The sequence below is a fragment of the Aeromonas jandaei genome (assembly GCF_037890695.1).
Lineage (GTDB): Bacteria > Pseudomonadota > Gammaproteobacteria > Enterobacterales > Aeromonadaceae > Aeromonas > Aeromonas jandaei.
Genome location: NZ_CP149571.1, coordinates 893,504 through 907,619 on the forward strand (window position 1 = coordinate 893,504; position 14,116 = coordinate 907,619).

The following is a 14,116-nucleotide window of genomic DNA, read 5'->3' on the forward strand; positions in this document are numbered from 1 at the left end:
CTAGCCTGGCAAGTCAAATCCGATCAGCATCAATCCAGCAGACTGTCTCCTCATTTCAATCCTTGCTTACAGACTTTCACCACTATGAATCTGACTGAATTAAAGAACACTCCTGTGTCTGAGCTGGTCAAGCTCGGCGAATCCATGGGGTTGGAAAATCTGGCTCGGGCGCACAAGAAAGACATTATTTTCGCGATCCTCAAGGCGCACGCCAAGGGTGGCGAGGATATCTTTGGCGACGGTGTGCTGGAAATCCTGACCGACGGTTTCGGGTTCCTGCGCAGTGCTGACGGTTCTTACCTGGCAGGCCCTGACGATATCTACGTCTCCCCGAGCCAGATCCGCCGCTTCAACCTGCGTACCGGCGATACCATCTCCGGCAAGATCCGGCCGCCGAAAGAGGGCGAACGCTACTTCGCGCTGCTCAAGGTCAACGAGGTCAACTACGACCGTCCGGAAAACTCCCGCAACAAGATCCTGTTTGAAAACCTCACTCCGCTGCACGCCAACGAGCGTCTGCGCATGGAGCGGGGCAACGGTTCTACTGAAGACATCACTGCTCGCGTTCTGGATCTGGCCTCCCCGATCGGTAAAGGTCAGCGTGGCCTCATCGTCGCACCGCCCAAGGCCGGTAAGACCATGCTGCTGCAGAACATCGCCCAGAGCATCGCCTACAACCATCCCGACTGTGAACTGATCGTTCTGCTGATCGACGAGCGTCCGGAAGAAGTGACCGAGATGCAGCGCATGGTTAAAGGTGAAGTGATCGCTTCCACCTTCGACGAGCCGGCATCCCGTCACGTTCAGGTTGCCGAAATGGTGATCGAGAAGGCCAAGCGTCTGGTCGAGCACAAGAAAGACGTGGTGATCCTGCTGGACTCCATCACTCGTTTGGCTCGTGCCTACAACACCGTTATCCCGTCATCCGGCAAGGTACTGACCGGTGGTGTGGACGCCAACGCCCTGCACCGTCCCAAGCGCTTCTTCGGCGCCGCGCGTAATGTTGAAGAGGGCGGCAGCCTGACCATCATCGCGACCGCGCTGATCGATACCGGTTCCAAGATGGACGAGGTTATCTACGAAGAGTTCAAGGGTACCGGCAACATGGAACTGCACCTCTCGCGCAAGATTGCCGAGAAGCGCGTCTATCCGGCTATCGACATCACCCGCTCAGGCACCCGTAAGGAAGAGCTGCTCACTTCCGGTGACGAGCTGCAGAAGATGTGGATCCTGCGCAAGATTGTCCACCCGATGGGCGAGATCGACGGTATCGAATTCCTCATCGACAAACTGGCGATGACCAAGACCAACGACGAGTTCTTCGACGCCATGCGGCGCCAGCAGAAATAAGTCAGGTCAGAAAATGACAAAACCGCGGCCAGGGTCGCGGTTTTTGTTTATCTAAATTTCGGCCGACTGGGTAGTATGAAGCTTCGATGTCACAAGGATAGAGACGTCATGAAACCCGTTTACTGGTTACTGCCGGGATTGCTGTTCGGTATCCCGGCCTTTGCGCAGAGCGTGCCAGAGCCTCCTTCAGTGGCGGCTGCCGAGCTGGGCACTGATTTGCGCTATCTGTCGAATTGCCTGCAACAGGGGCAGTTTGCCGCTGTCGATTCCCTGCTGGCTACCCAGAGCCGCGAGCAGCGCGAGTATCTGCTGCTGCAACTGTTGCGCAATATCAACGTGACCCGGCCGGCGTCACCCGAACTGCACGCCTGGGTGGCAGCCCAGGCAGACAAGGCCCCCCGGTGGCTGGTCGAGCAGCGGGTGGATGGCTTTCTGGTTCAGCAACCGGCCTACGATTTTTCCGCTCAGGCCCGGCTGCTGTTGGGTCAGTGGCAGCAACTGGCGTGGCAGGCGGATTATCGCCAGAAACTGGAGCAGGGCTCCTTCTGCTTCAAGTCGATCTATTACCGCGGCAACCCCGAACTGGCCCGTCAGCAACAGGCGCTGCTGCAGGCCCTCGATCAGCTGCCTGTCGCCCTGCTGCAGCGCGAGAGTCGCGAGCTGGCAGCCCAGAATATTTACCTGCCTGACAACCATCTATTGCGCTACCTGTTGCAGCGTACCGGCGAGCCGGCACTCTACAGCCGCCTCTGGCGCCAGCCGGTGGATCAGGACGCTCTGGCGGCGCTGGCCACCATCAAACGCTTTCATCAGGGTAATGAGGCCAGCGAGCTGCTGATCGCTGCGAGCAGCAATCCTCATCTGAAAGAGCCGGCCCTGCGCCAGCTGACCGCGCTCTCTCCTCTGCCGCAGCAGGCGCGAAGCTACCTGCTCGGTGAGCTGGCCAACCGGCAGTATGGATCTCTGGTAGCCGATCTGCTGATGGAAGTGGATGAGCCATTGCTGCTGTCGGCACTGGCCAAACGGCTTGGTCAGCACGACAAGAACCCTGTGGCTCCGGCTCTCTTCCCCGATTCGGGTACAACGAAGAGGCGGCCAGGGTTATAATGCCTCACCTCCTGAATCTGGTTGGGAACCTGCATGAAATACAAGGACTTGCGTGATTTCGTCGCGCAGCTGGAACAAAACGGACAACTCAAGCGGATTACCCGCGAGATAGACCCCTATCTGGAGATGACCGAAATCAGCGACCGCACCCTGCGTGCGGGCGGCCCGGCCCTGCTGTTTGAAAATCCCAAAGGCTACACCATGCCGGTGTTGACCAACCTGTTTGGTACCCCGGATCGGGTCGCCATGGGGATGGGCCAGCCCGATGTGAGCGCCTTGCGTCAGGTCGGGGTATGGCTCTCCTATCTGAAGGAGCCGGAACCGCCTCGTGGCTTCAAGGAGCTGATGGAGAAGCTGCCGATCTTCAAGCAGGTACTCAATATGCCGACCAAGCGCCTCTCTTCCGCCCCTTGCCAGCAGGTGGTGCAGGAGGGGGATGCGGTCGATCTCGACCAGATCCCGATCCAGCACTGCTGGCCGGGTGATGTGGCGCCGCTAGTTACCTGGGGTCTTACCATCACCCGCGGCCCCTACAAGAAGCGGCAGAACCTCGGTATCTACCGCCAGCAGAAGATCGCCAAGAACAAGCTGATCATGCGCTGGCTGGATCATCGCGGCGGAGCCATCGATTTTCGCGAGTGGCAGGAGGCCCATCCGGGCGAGCGCTTCCCGGTGGTGGTGGCGCTTGGTGCCGATCCGGCGACCATTCTCGGTGCTGTTACGCCGGTGCCGGATACCCTCTCCGAATACGCCTTTGCCGGTCTGCTACGTGGTAGCCGTACCGAGGTAGTAAAAGCCATCAGCTGTGACCTGGAGGTACCGGCCAGCGCAGAGATTGTGCTGGAAGGCTATCTGGAGCCGGGCGAGATGGCGCCGGAAGGCCCTTATGGCGACCACACCGGCTACTACAACGAGGTGGACGAGTTCCCGGTCTTTACCATCACCCACATGACGATGCGCAAGGATGCCATCTATCACAGCACCTACACCGGCCGTCCGCCCGATGAGCCGGCGGTGCTGGGGCTGGCGCTGAACGAGGTGTTCGTGCCGCTGCTGCAGAAGCAGTTCCCCGAGATCGTCGACTTCTATCTGCCGCCGGAGGGGTGCTCCTACCGGATGGCGGTGGTCACCATCAAGAAGCGTTATCCGGGCCACGCCAAGCGGGTGATGCTGGGGGTCTGGTCTTTCCTGCGCCAGTTCATGTATACCAAGTTCGTGGTGGTGTGTGATGACGACGTCAATGCCCGCGACTGGAAGGATGTGATCTGGGCCATTACCACCCGGATGCACCCGGCCCGTGATACCACCCTGATCGAACACACCCCGATCGACTATCTGGACTTCGCCTCGCCCATCTCGGGCCTGGGCTCCAAGATGGGGCTGGATGCCACCAACAAGTGGCCGGGGGAGACCAACCGCGAGTGGGGTCAGCCCATCGTGCAGGATGAGACGGTGAAGCAGAAGATCGATGCCATCTGGGATGAGTTGAATATCCTCGGTTGAGGCGAAAATGGCCCGTTTGCTGCAAAAATGGATGAGATCCGCAGCGATTTGGGTATCCTCGACGAATGGGGCCAGCAGTGCTGGTCATCACCTGACAGTGAAACAATGAGCGAAGCGGGTCGAGCGAACCCGCCACAAGGACAAGAATGCAACGTATCAAATGCCGCGTAGAGGAACTGCGCGAATATGTCGACACCATCTGGCATGTGGCCCTGACGCCGCAGCAAGAGATCAGCTTCAAGCCGGGCCAGTATCTGCTGGTGGTGATGAGCGATTCGGACAAGCGTCCCTTCTCCATCGCCAACTCGCCGACCCGCCCGGGCGTGCTGGAGCTGCAGATTGGTGCGACTCCCGAGAACGCCTATGCCGGTCAGGTGCTGGCCCGCATGCGCGAACAGGGGGAGATCGAGGTCGAGCTGCCCGCCGGCAAGGCGTTCCTGCGCAACGAATCCCCCCGCCCGCTGATCCTGATGGCCGGCGGCACCGGTTTCTCCTATGCCAAATCGATTCTGGAGTACCTGATCGACAGCGGCAGCAAGCGTCCGGTCTTCTTCTACTGGGGGGTGCGTCAGGCGCACTGGCTCTACGAGCTGGAGCAGATGCAGCAGTGGGAGCGCGACTACGCGCCGCTCACCTTCATCCCGGTGGTACAGGAGCCGGAGAGCGACTGGAGTGGCCGTACCGGTCTGGTGCACAAGGCGATCATGGATGACTTCGTCAGCCTCCATGAGTACGACATCTATGTCGCCGGTCGCTTCGAGATGGCGGGGGCGGCTCGCGAGGAGTTCAAGATCCTCGGCGCCGAGCCGGAACGCATCTTCGGCGACGCCTACGAGTTCATCTGACAAGCCTTTTGTGCTGCCAAAACCCCCGGTCAAGCCGGGGGTTTTGCTATGGTGGCGCGACCAGATCGGGATATTGTGGAGTTCGTCATTCAAGTCCAGTTTTTTTCGCAATTTCAGGTATGAATGGCTACTAATTCCCTGCAGCTGGTGGCATCTTTGTGCGTGATTGTCGGCGGCAGGATAAGGATATCCCGGGATGGGGCGAGGAGGCGCTGTGTTGAGCGAAGAGGGAAGATCATCGACAGAAGATGCAAGGGGAGAGCAGGGCTCCGCGGAGCCGGCGGCGACCCTGATCTCCTCCTCCCGTATTGGTGAACTGGCCCGGCTGCAGGCAGAAATTGCCGCCCTGAAGCATGAAAACAGCCTGCTGCAGGAGAAGCTCAATGCCGCCCTCGATGGTACCGGCATCTGCCTCTGGCAGGGGATTATTCCGACTGGAGAACTGCGGGTATTCAACCTGCAGAACTTTCAGGCCGGTGACATGGCCCCCCACTTCGACCAATGGAGCGCCAAGCTCCACCCCGACGATCGCGCCCACGCCATGGGCAGCTATTTCGATCATCTCGAGGGGAAAACCCCCTTCTACGAAGTTGAATACCGCACTATCAACCCGCAAGGCGAGGTCACCTGGCTCTGGGATCGGGGTCGGGTGGTCGATCGCGACGCCGATGGCAAGCCACTGCGGATCATGGGTTCCCATATCGATATCACCCAGCGCAAAGCTTATGAGCAGAGGCTGGCTGAGAAGGCCAACAGTGATGCCCTGACCGGCCTGCTCAACCGGCAGGGCTTTGGCAAGGCGTTTGCTCAGCAGCAACATGACGGAGCAGGAGCGCTGCTCTTTATCGATCTGGACGATTTCAAGGGGATCAATGACCAGCTTGGTCATGCCTGTGGCGATCAGGTTTTGCAGCAGATGGCGGAATGGCTGCGTCTCATCATGCCGGGCTCGGCCCTGTGCGGTCGCTACGGTGGCGACGAATTTGTGGTGCACCTCAGCCGGGGGGTTTCGAGCCATACCCTGGCCGAGCTGGCCGATGCCCTGATTGGCCGGATGCAAAGCTATGTGCCCAGACCCGGTTGTTCGCAACGGGTCGGGCTCAGTATCGGCATCGCTTTGTGGGAGGGGGCATCGCTGTCGTTTCGGCAGGCGCTGGAGGTGGCCGATCAGGCCATGTACGAGGCGAAGGCGCGTGGCAAACGGGCCTGGCACTTGCTGCGGGTGTGATGACAACCCGAACCCCGTAAAGCAGAAACCCCAGCCATGCTGGGGTTTCCGTTATTCGCCTTTGGCGCCGAGCTGCTCTTCGAGTTGAGCCAGCTTGCTTTCGAGGGCGGCCAGTTTTTCCCGGGTACGCAGCAGAACCTTGGTCTGCACGTCGAACTCTTCACGGCTTACCAGATCCAGCTTGTTGAGCTGTGCCTGCAACACCTGACGGATCTTCTTCTCGGCCTCTTCGCCCATGCTGCGGATGCCGGGCGGCAGGGAGTTGTGTACCTGTTTGGCGATCTCTTCCAGTTTCTTCGGGTCGATCATGATGTCCTCCTTAAGCGTTGGTGGACATTCTACCGACAATTCCCTCATTTTGCCGAGATCGCGGCAGCTTTTTACACCGCGCTGCCCGTTATTGCTGGTCGGGTCTGGTGATGTGCCAACTGCTGCTACCCTTGCGCCCCCTTGTTGACCTGAAACCATGATGCAGAGCACAAACCTGATTGGAATATGACCAGTGTGAGTCTGAGTGTTGTTGTTTTCATGTTAAGTTTGTGCGGTCGAAGTGATCAGCGCTTCGTTGGTTTGTGATGGATAACAACCTGATAAAGAGAACAAAAAATGAAGAAGAAGCTAATTTATGCAGCCGTCATCAGTGCCTTGCTGGCCGGATGTGGTGGTGAGAATGACAAGATGGGGGATACCACCAGTACCCTCGATTACGCCCTGAGTGGGATGAGTGGTGCGCGCCCCAGCGTACTGGCGCCCCGTGCCAGCGATGGCACCCTGAAATTTTCGACCGAGACTCAGGATCTCTCCAACCCGGTATCCGCTCTCTCCACGCTGGATGGCTGGTCTACTACCCAACCCATTCAGCTGAACCCGGCCACCGTGAGTGGCGTGTCGGTTCCTGCTCCTGCTGACGCAGACTTTGCCGCCTCTGTCGCACCCATCTATCTGCTGGAGCTGACACTGGATCCGACGACTCTGCAGCCAAATGGCGTGAAGAATAACCAGCCGCTGGTCTATGGTACGGATTTTGTTGTTCGTGCTGCCGGTAGCACTCTCAATCTGGTACCGCTCAAGCCGCTGAATCCCTCCTCCTATTACATGATTGTCGCCACCGATTCGCTCAAAGACAGTCGCGGAACACCGCTCAAGGCTGGCAGTGATTACAGCACCTACAAGGCAAACAGTGGCACCACGGCTCAGGAGCAGAGCATCAGCAATCTGGTTGCGCTACAAGAGGGGCTGTTCAAATCTGCCACCGGCATTACCAGTGATCGGGTTATCTTCTCCGACTGGTTTGCCACCCAGTCCGGCGCCGATGTGCTGCTGGCGGTGAAAGGGGCTGCAGCCAAGGTGGCGCAGAACGGTCTGGACGCCGCCAAGGTATGGAAACAGGATGCCAAGGGCAATACCAGCCTGCCGGGCACTTATACCATGGCAGTGACAGGTAGCGGTGCTTTCCTGACCCAGATGGCTAATGAGCAGTTCCTGCCGTCGGATCAGAAAAATCTACTGGCTACCACCATTGCCAACAGCACACAGCTCACAAACATTGCCAATCTGACAACGGTATATACCGGAACCGTCAAGCTCCCTTATTTCCTCTCTACACCGTCAGTAGCCGGGTCATGGGACAAGGCCAAGACCCAGTCTTGGCATGGTGCCATCCCCAGCCTCTATGCCATCGCCAATGCTCTGAAGGCGGGTGATAGTGAAGTGATTGGCGGACTGGTTAGTGCCGGAGTGGATCCGACTCTGCTGGCAACACTGATCGCTGACCCGACCCGCCAGAGCGATCTGCTGACCGAGGCGAGCAAACTGATCGGGGTGACCCTCACCTCCGGTGGCAAGCCGCTGGATGCCGAGCGCAATATCGGCCGCTTCAATCCCCTGCCGGCATTGACCGAAGTACAATCCGTGCCGATGCGAATCTTTGCCAAAGATGCTCTTAATACCATCACCGATGTGATCATCTATCAGCACGGGGTTACCTCCATCAAGGAGAACGCCTATGCGCTGGCGCTGAGCCAAATTGGCGCAGGTATGGGGGCTGGTAAAAAGGTAGCTGTAGTGGTGATCGATCATCCGCTGCATGGTGAACGTGGCTTCGCTCTTAGCGGCAGTATGGCGACGGTGACCACCTCGGCAAACCCGACTCCCTACCTGAATCTGGGTTATCTGACGGTGGCACGGGACAACCTGAAACAGAGCGTGGCCGACCTGCTGGGTCTGCGTCTGGCGGTGGGCCTGGCCAACAGCGGCAACGTGATCGGCAGTGCCGGCAATATCAAGGTGCACTTCCTCGGTCATTCCCTTGGCGCCATTACCGGGGCCAATTTGCTGGCGGTTGCCAACCAGACCACAGGCAGTGTCCTGGCTGATGCTCTGTTCAAGTTTGATACCGGTGGTCTGGCGATGCCGGGCGGCGGTATCGCCCCGCTGCTGCTCGACTCCCCCAGCTTCGGGCCGACCATCAAGATGAGCGTGCTGACAGCAGGCAGCCCCGAGTTGAAAGCGGGCTTTGCGGCCTATGAGCCCAACTGCAAGACAGTCAAGGCAACCTGCTTCGTCAACGAATTCCTGCCCAGTCTGAATGCGACCACTCAGGCGGCCGCAGCCACGACGCTGCAGAGCTACAGCTTTGCTGCCCAGACAGTGCTCGACTCTGCCGACCCGATCAACCTGGGTCGCGGCATCAAGAGCAACTTCCCGCTGTTTGCTACCGAAATCGTGGGCAATGGTGCACTCAATCTGCCGGATCAGGTGATCCCGAACCGCATTGCCTCTGCACCGCTTGGTGGCACCGAGCCGCTGTTCAAGGTGTTGGGTTTGCAGGCGTTGCAAGGCGGGCCGGGTGTGATCCCTGCCAGCCACCATGCAGCCCGCTTTGTGGCCGGTGGTCACAGCTCGCTGTTGGCGCCTGATGGCAATGACAGCAACGCGCTGGTGACCAGCGAGATGCAGACCGAGTTTGCCAGCTTCTTTATGAGCGGTGGCGCGGCTGTGCAGGTGACCGACAATACCCTGCTCAAGCAGTAATTGCGCAGACCATAAAAAAATGCCGCCCTTCGGGGCGGCGTTGTTGTTTCTGCGATAGCTGAAAATCAGCCCGGCTGGTGGTTGCGATCCAGCCAGCCTTGCAGCAGGCCGACCAGCAGACCGGTCAGGTGGGCGATATTGGCGGTGCTGGTGCCGAGCATGTCGAAGAAGCCGAGCACCATCCAGAACAGCATAAAGCCCATCAGCGCCGGTGGCAGGGTGAGGCCGCAGGCCGGTTGCAGTTTGGCTCGCAGCCAGCAGTAGCCTAGCAGGGCATAAACCACGCCGGAGAGGCCGCCAAACAGCGGGCCGCTGGCGAAGAACTCGGCGATGTTGGGGAGGGCGGCACCCACCAGCAGCAGGATCAGCAGCTTGCCGCTGCCAAGACGCTGCTCGATCTGACCACCGAGATACCACCACCAGAGCAAGTTGAACACCAGATGGAGCACCGAGAAGTGGATGAAGGCCGGGGTAAAGTAGCGCCATGCCTGCCAGTCGGTGAACTGGGCCAGTGTCGGGTGGAAGGCCAGTTCGTCGTAGATGGGCAGGCCGATGGCATCGATGCCGTAGATGGCGAGACAGGCGATGATGACCACCAGCGTCAGTGGCCCCGCTTGATGGAGGAAATCGGTGACGGGATCCGTCATCCCCTTGCTGTAGTCGATGCGGGCATCGGCCCGGCCGGACTGCCAGGAGGCCTCCATATAGCGAGGGTGGTTCGGCTCGGCGAGGAAGCGCTTCACCTCCAGCTGGGCCTGAGCGAGGCGCGGCTCGTCAGCCAGCCAGATGGTGACTCCCAGCTCGGATTGGGTCAGCTCGCAGGAGATGCCCAGCGTCGCCAGATAGTCCACCAGCGCCTGCGCCATGCGGGCGTTGTCGAGCACCAGCAGCTGGATCATGCTTCGCTTGCCTCGATGGGAAACTCCCGGCGCCACGCCTCGAAGCCGCCATCCAGACTGTAGACCTCGTCATAACCCTGTTGCAGCAGGTATTGGGCCGCCCCCTGACTGCTGTTGCCGTGATAGCACATCACGATGACCGGGGTATCGAAATCCACTTCGTTCATAAAGCGCACCAAGGTGCCGTTGGTGAGGTGGAAGGCACCGACCGCGTGGGCCGCTGCAAATGATTGCGGGTCGCGAATATCCACCAGACGGGCTTCACCCGCGTTCAGTTTCTGGTGGGCATCATGGGCACTGATATGGGCAAACTGGTCCATCGGGATGTCCTGCGAATAGGTTGATTACGGGCCAGTGTACCGCAAGCAGGGGCGCAAACTAACCCCACAAAAGATAAGGGAGCCTGTGGCTCCCTTGTCGATATGGCATTCTGGTCAATGGCTTAACCACCAAGATAGGCCTGCCGCACCGCCGGGTTGGCCAGCAGGGCGGCCCCTGTGTCTTGCAGCACCACGTGGCCATTCTCCAGCACATAGCCGCGGTCGGCCAGTTTGAGCGCCTGGTTGGCGTTCTGCTCCACCAGGAAGATGGTCATTCCCTTCTGGCGCAGCTGCTCTATGGTGTCGAAGATCTGCTGGATGACGATGGGAGCCAGCCCCAGCGAGGGCTCATCCAGCAGCAGCAGGCGCGGTTTGCTCATCAGGGCACGGCCAATGGCCAGCATCTGCTGCTCGCCGCCGGACATGGTGCCCGCCCGCTGTTCCAGCCGTTCATGCAGCCGCGGGAACAGGGTAAACACCTGATCCAGCAGGCCGTGCTGTTCGGCCTTGTCGACGAAGAAGGCCCCCATCAGCAGGTTCTCCTCCACCGTCAGGCGGGCGAAGATGCGGCGTCCCTCCGGCACCACGGCGATATCCTTGCGCATGATACGGGCGGTGGAGAGGGAGCTGATCTGTTCCCCCTCAAACCAGATGGATCCGCTGCTGGGCTTGGGTTCACCGCAGAGGGTCATCAGCAGGGTAGTCTTGCCCGCGCCGTTGGCACCGATCAGGGTGACGATCTCTCCCTCTTTCACCTCGACGCTGACATCGTGCAGTGCCTGAATTTTGCCGTAGTGGGTCGATACGTTGCGAAGTTCTAACATCGTGACTCCTTGGGTCCTACGATTCGCCCAGATAGGCCTTGATCACTGCCGGATTGTTACGGATCTCATCCGGCTTGCCGTGGGCCAGCGGCGTGCCCTGGCTGACCACGAAGATGCGGTTGGATATGCCCATCACCAGCTTCATATCGTGCTCGATAAGCAGCACCGAGACCCCGAATTCGTCCCGCAGGCTCATGATCAGTTCGTCCAGTTCGTCGGTCTCCTTCGGGTTGAGACCGGCGGCCGGTTCATCCAGCATCAGCAGCTCGGGACGGGTCGCCATGCAGCGGGCGATCTCGAGGCGGCGCTGCTGCCCGTAGGCCAGATTGCCGGCGGCGCGGTTGGCGAGATCCTTGAGGCCCACTTTATCCAGCCAGAAGGCGGCCTGCTCCAGCCCCTCTTCTTCGGCACGGCGGAACGAGGGGGTCTTGAACAGTCCGGCCAGAAAGCCGGTGTTGAGATGCCTGTGCTGGGCAACCAGCAAGTTCTCCACTGCCGTCATCTCCTTGAACAGCCGGACGTGCTGGAAGGTGCGCACTATGCCCTTGCGGGCGATGAGGTGACCGGGTAGCCCCTGAATCTCCTCACCCTTGTAGCGGATGGTGCCGCCGCTCGGGCGGTAGAAGCCGGTCAGGCAGTTGAAGATGGTGGTCTTGCCTGCGCCGTTGGGGCCGATGATGGAGATCACCTCGCCCTTGTCGATATCCAGCTTGACCCCGTTGACTGCCAGCAACCCTCCGAAGCGCATCGACAGATCAGAGACTTCCATTAACTTCTGATGAGTACTCATTTCTTCAACTCCAGATGCGGACGGGTCATCGGCAGCAATCCTTGTGGCCGCCAGATCATCATGAACACCATCAAGAGGCCGAACATCAGCATGCGATACTCGTTGAACTCGCGGGCTAGCTCCGGCAGCACAGTCATCACGATGGCGGCCAGCACCACCCCGATCTGTGAGCCCATGCCCCCCAGCACCACAATGGCGAGCACGATGGCCGACTCAATAAAGACGAAGGATTCCGGGCTGATAAAGCCCTGCCGTGAGGCGAAAAAGCTGCCTGCAAAACCGGCAAAGGTGGCGCCTATGGTGAAGGCGGTCAGCTTGATGATGGTGGGGTTGAGCCCCAGCGATTTGCAGGCGATCTCGTCTTCCCGCAGCGCTTCCCAGGCGCGGCCCAGTGGCATGCGCAGCAGGCGGTTGATGACGAACAGGGTGGCGATCACCAGCACCAGCGCCATCAGGTAGAGGAAGATCACCTTGTGGTTGGCGTTGTAGGCGATGCCGAAGAACTCGTGGAAGGTCTCGAAGCCGCCATCTTTGACGGTGCGGTTGAACTCCAGACCGCCCAGGGTCGGTTTGGGAATGCCGGAGATACCGTTGGGGCCGCCGGTCAGGCTGGTCATGTTGTTGAGCAGAATGCGGATGATCTCGCCAAAGCCGAGGGTGACGATTGCCAGATAGTCCCCCCGCAGCCGCAGCACCGGGAAGCCGAGCAGGAAGCCGAACAGGGCCGCCAGACCACCGGCGATGGGCAGACACTCCCAGAAACTCAGCCCGAAGTAGTTGTTGAGCAGGGCGTAGCTGTAGGCGCCGACCGCATAGAAGCCGACATAGCCGAGATCGAGCAGGCCGGCGAGGCCGACCACCACGTTCAGACCCAGCCCCAACATGATGTAAATCAGGGTGAGAGTGGCCAGATCGATGGCTCCGCGCGATGCCATGAAGGGCCAGCTCACCGCAAACAGCAACACCAGAATGGCGGTGGTGTTGTAGAGGCGTGGCGCCTCTTCCTGGCTCGGCAGCACCAGCTTGCCGAAGCCGACCGAGAAGCCACTGATGGAGGCCTGGAACAGCTTGGCAATCTGGCCGCGCAGCAGCTGGAACCAGAACACCAGGGTGGCGCCGCCCAGCAGCCAGGCCAGCGACACATCGAGGCGACTCACCACCAGCAGACGGGAGCCATCGGTCTCCAGCTTGAAGCCGAGCAGCCAGAAGGAGAGCACCAGCAGCACCAGGCTGGCGATGCAGGCGTGGATGAATTGGCGTTTCATCATACTTTCTCCACTTCCGGGCGGCCCAGAATGCCGGTCGGCATAAAGAGCAGCACAAAGATGAGCAGGGCGAACGCCATCACATCCTTGTATTCGGTGCTGAGGTAGCCGGCAGTGAGCGCCTCCACCACGCCGAGCAGCAGGCCGCCCAGCACGGCGCCGGGAATGCTGCCGATGCCGCCCAGTACCGCGGCAGTAAAGGCTTTCAGCCCGGCCATAAAGCCGAGATAGGGGTTGATGACGCCGTAGTACATGCCGAGCAGCACCCCGGCAACGGCGGCCAGTGCGGCCCCCAGCACGAAGGTGATGGAGATGACCACGTGGGTGTCTATCCCTAACAGGTTGGCCATCTTGATATCTTCCGAGCAGGCGCGGCAGGCGCGGCCCATGCGGGAGCGGCCGATGAACTGGGTCAGCGCCAGCATGGTGACGAAGGTGATGACGAAGATGATGAGCTGCATATAGGAGAGGCTGGCCTGAAAGCCGTCAGCCTCGCCCAGAGTCCAGCCGCCGGAGATGAGGCTGGGCATGGCGATATCCCGCGAGCCCTGCGCCATTCGCATCATGTTCTGCAGGAAGATCGACATGCCGATGGCGGAGATGAGGGGGATCAGCCGGTTGCCACCGCGTAGCGGCCGGTAGGCGACCCGCTCTATGGTTCAGCCATAGGTGCCGGTGATGACAATGCTGACCAGAAAAGCGCCGCCCAGCAGCAAAACGGTGCTGTCGATGCCCATCATCATGAGCCCCGCCATCACCATGAAAGCGACATAGGAGCCGATCATGTAAACCTCGCCGTGGGCGAAGTTGATCATGCCGATGATGCCATAGACCATGGTGTAGCCGATGGCGATCAACGCATAGGTGCTGCCTATGGTTAACCCGTTCAGCAACTGCTGAACGAGATAAAGGAGGTGTTCGGACATACTGCGTTCCCTGTACTTGCCCGCAA

General features: G+C 59.9%; 12 protein-coding genes and 1 pseudogene. 6 read left to right on the top strand and 7 right to left on the bottom strand.

The window, feature by feature from the left end:
- Window positions 1-84: 84 nt before the first annotated feature.
- The 5 genes from rho (at window position 85) to WE862_RS04420 (ending at window position 6,033) form a co-directional block, all read left to right on the top strand.
- Entirely contained in the window at window positions 85-1,350 is a 1,266-nt protein-coding gene (rho, locus tag WE862_RS04400) for a transcription termination factor Rho (RefSeq protein WP_005339417.1), read from the top strand.
- Window positions 1,351-1,458: 108 nt separating this feature from the next.
- Complete coding sequence (locus WE862_RS04405) at window positions 1,459-2,457, top strand: hypothetical protein (RefSeq protein WP_042032748.1); 999 nt, start codon at window positions 1,459-1,461, stop codon at window positions 2,455-2,457.
- Between the two features lie 33 nt (window positions 2,458-2,490).
- On the top strand, window positions 2,491-3,960 hold the full coding sequence (gene ubiD / locus WE862_RS04410) for a 4-hydroxy-3-polyprenylbenzoate decarboxylase (protein WP_339058705.1): 1,470 nt from the start codon (window positions 2,491-2,493) through the stop codon (window positions 3,958-3,960).
- 146 nt (window positions 3,961-4,106) lie between these two features.
- Window positions 4,107-4,805 (top strand): NAD(P)H-flavin reductase, encoded by a 699-nt coding sequence (gene fre, locus WE862_RS04415; RefSeq protein WP_042032751.1) that lies wholly within the window; start codon window positions 4,107-4,109, stop codon window positions 4,803-4,805.
- Window positions 4,806-5,019: 214 nt separating this feature from the next.
- Entirely contained in the window at window positions 5,020-6,033 is a 1,014-nt protein-coding gene (locus tag WE862_RS04420) for a GGDEF domain-containing protein (RefSeq protein WP_052448140.1), read from the top strand.
- Between the two features lie 51 nt (window positions 6,034-6,084).
- On the opposite strand, the gene ubiK is transcribed toward WE862_RS04420, so the two are convergent.
- Complete coding sequence (ubiK, locus tag WE862_RS04425; RefSeq protein WP_033112871.1) at window positions 6,085-6,342, bottom strand: ubiquinone biosynthesis accessory factor UbiK; 258 nt, start codon at window positions 6,340-6,342, stop codon at window positions 6,085-6,087.
- Window positions 6,343-6,639: 297 nt separating this feature from the next.
- Between ubiK and WE862_RS04430 the strand changes: the two genes are divergently transcribed.
- On the top strand, window positions 6,640-9,066 hold the full coding sequence (locus WE862_RS04430) for a VolA/Pla-1 family phospholipase (protein WP_042032752.1): 2,427 nt from the start codon (window positions 6,640-6,642) through the stop codon (window positions 9,064-9,066).
- Between the two features lie 65 nt (window positions 9,067-9,131).
- Here WE862_RS04430 and glpG read toward each other — a convergent pair whose 3' ends face one another.
- The 6 genes and pseudogenes from glpG to livH form a co-directional block, all read right to left on the bottom strand.
- Complete coding sequence (glpG, locus tag WE862_RS04435; protein WP_042032753.1) at window positions 9,132-9,965, bottom strand: rhomboid family intramembrane serine protease GlpG; 834 nt, start codon at window positions 9,963-9,965, stop codon at window positions 9,132-9,134.
- Entirely contained in the window at window positions 9,962-10,285 is a 324-nt protein-coding gene (gene glpE / locus WE862_RS04440) for a thiosulfate sulfurtransferase GlpE (RefSeq protein ID WP_042032755.1), read from the bottom strand. Before glpE ends, glpG begins: the two co-directional genes overlap by 4 nt.
- 122 nt (window positions 10,286-10,407) lie before the next feature.
- The gene (locus WE862_RS04445) at window positions 10,408-11,109 is read right to left on the bottom strand and encodes an ABC transporter ATP-binding protein (RefSeq protein ID WP_042032756.1); all 702 of its coding nucleotides are present in this window, start codon (window positions 11,107-11,109) and stop codon (window positions 10,408-10,410) included.
- 16 nt (window positions 11,110-11,125) lie between these two features.
- The gene (livG, locus tag WE862_RS04450; RefSeq protein WP_042032757.1) at window positions 11,126-11,899 is read right to left on the bottom strand and encodes a high-affinity branched-chain amino acid ABC transporter ATP-binding protein LivG; all 774 of its coding nucleotides are present in this window, start codon (window positions 11,897-11,899) and stop codon (window positions 11,126-11,128) included.
- Window positions 11,896-13,164 carry a high-affinity branched-chain amino acid ABC transporter permease LivM gene (locus WE862_RS04455; RefSeq protein WP_033112866.1) on the bottom strand — a complete coding sequence of 423 codons (1,269 nt, stop codon included), beginning with the start codon at window positions 13,162-13,164 and terminating at the stop codon, window positions 11,896-11,898. The genes livG and WE862_RS04455 overlap by 4 nt, the downstream gene beginning before the upstream one ends.
- Window positions 13,164-14,090 (bottom strand): annotated as a pseudogene (gene livH / locus WE862_RS04460) (high-affinity branched-chain amino acid ABC transporter permease LivH). The gene WE862_RS04455 and the pseudogene livH overlap by 1 nt, the downstream one beginning before the upstream one ends.
- Window positions 14,091-14,116: the final 26 nt, after the last annotated feature.

Coding starts and splice junctions, on each gene's coding strand:
- WE862_RS04455 (WP_033112866.1), bottom strand. CDS start 13,164: ATGAAACGCCAATTCATCCACGCCTGCATCGCCAGCCTGGTGCTGCTG.
- WE862_RS04445 (WP_042032756.1), bottom strand. CDS start 11,109: ATGTTAGAACTTCGCAACGTATCGACCCACTACGGCAAAATTCAGGCA.
- WE862_RS04405 (WP_042032748.1), top strand. CDS start 1,459: ATGAAACCCGTTTACTGGTTACTGCCGGGATTGCTGTTCGGTATCCCG.
- rho (WP_005339417.1), top strand. CDS start 85: ATGAATCTGACTGAATTAAAGAACACTCCTGTGTCTGAGCTGGTCAAG.
- fre (WP_042032751.1), top strand. CDS start 4,107: ATGCAACGTATCAAATGCCGCGTAGAGGAACTGCGCGAATATGTCGAC.
- ubiK (WP_033112871.1), bottom strand. CDS start 6,342: ATGATCGACCCGAAGAAACTGGAAGAGATCGCCAAACAGGTACACAAC.
- livG (WP_042032757.1), bottom strand. CDS start 11,899: ATGAGTACTCATCAGAAGTTAATGGAAGTCTCTGATCTGTCGATGCGC.
- ubiD (WP_339058705.1), top strand. CDS start 2,491: ATGAAATACAAGGACTTGCGTGATTTCGTCGCGCAGCTGGAACAAAAC.
- glpE (WP_042032755.1), bottom strand. CDS start 10,285: ATGGACCAGTTTGCCCATATCAGTGCCCATGATGCCCACCAGAAACTG.
- glpG (WP_042032753.1), bottom strand. CDS start 9,965: ATGATCCAGCTGCTGGTGCTCGACAACGCCCGCATGGCGCAGGCGCTG.
- WE862_RS04430 (WP_042032752.1), top strand. CDS start 6,640: ATGAAGAAGAAGCTAATTTATGCAGCCGTCATCAGTGCCTTGCTGGCC.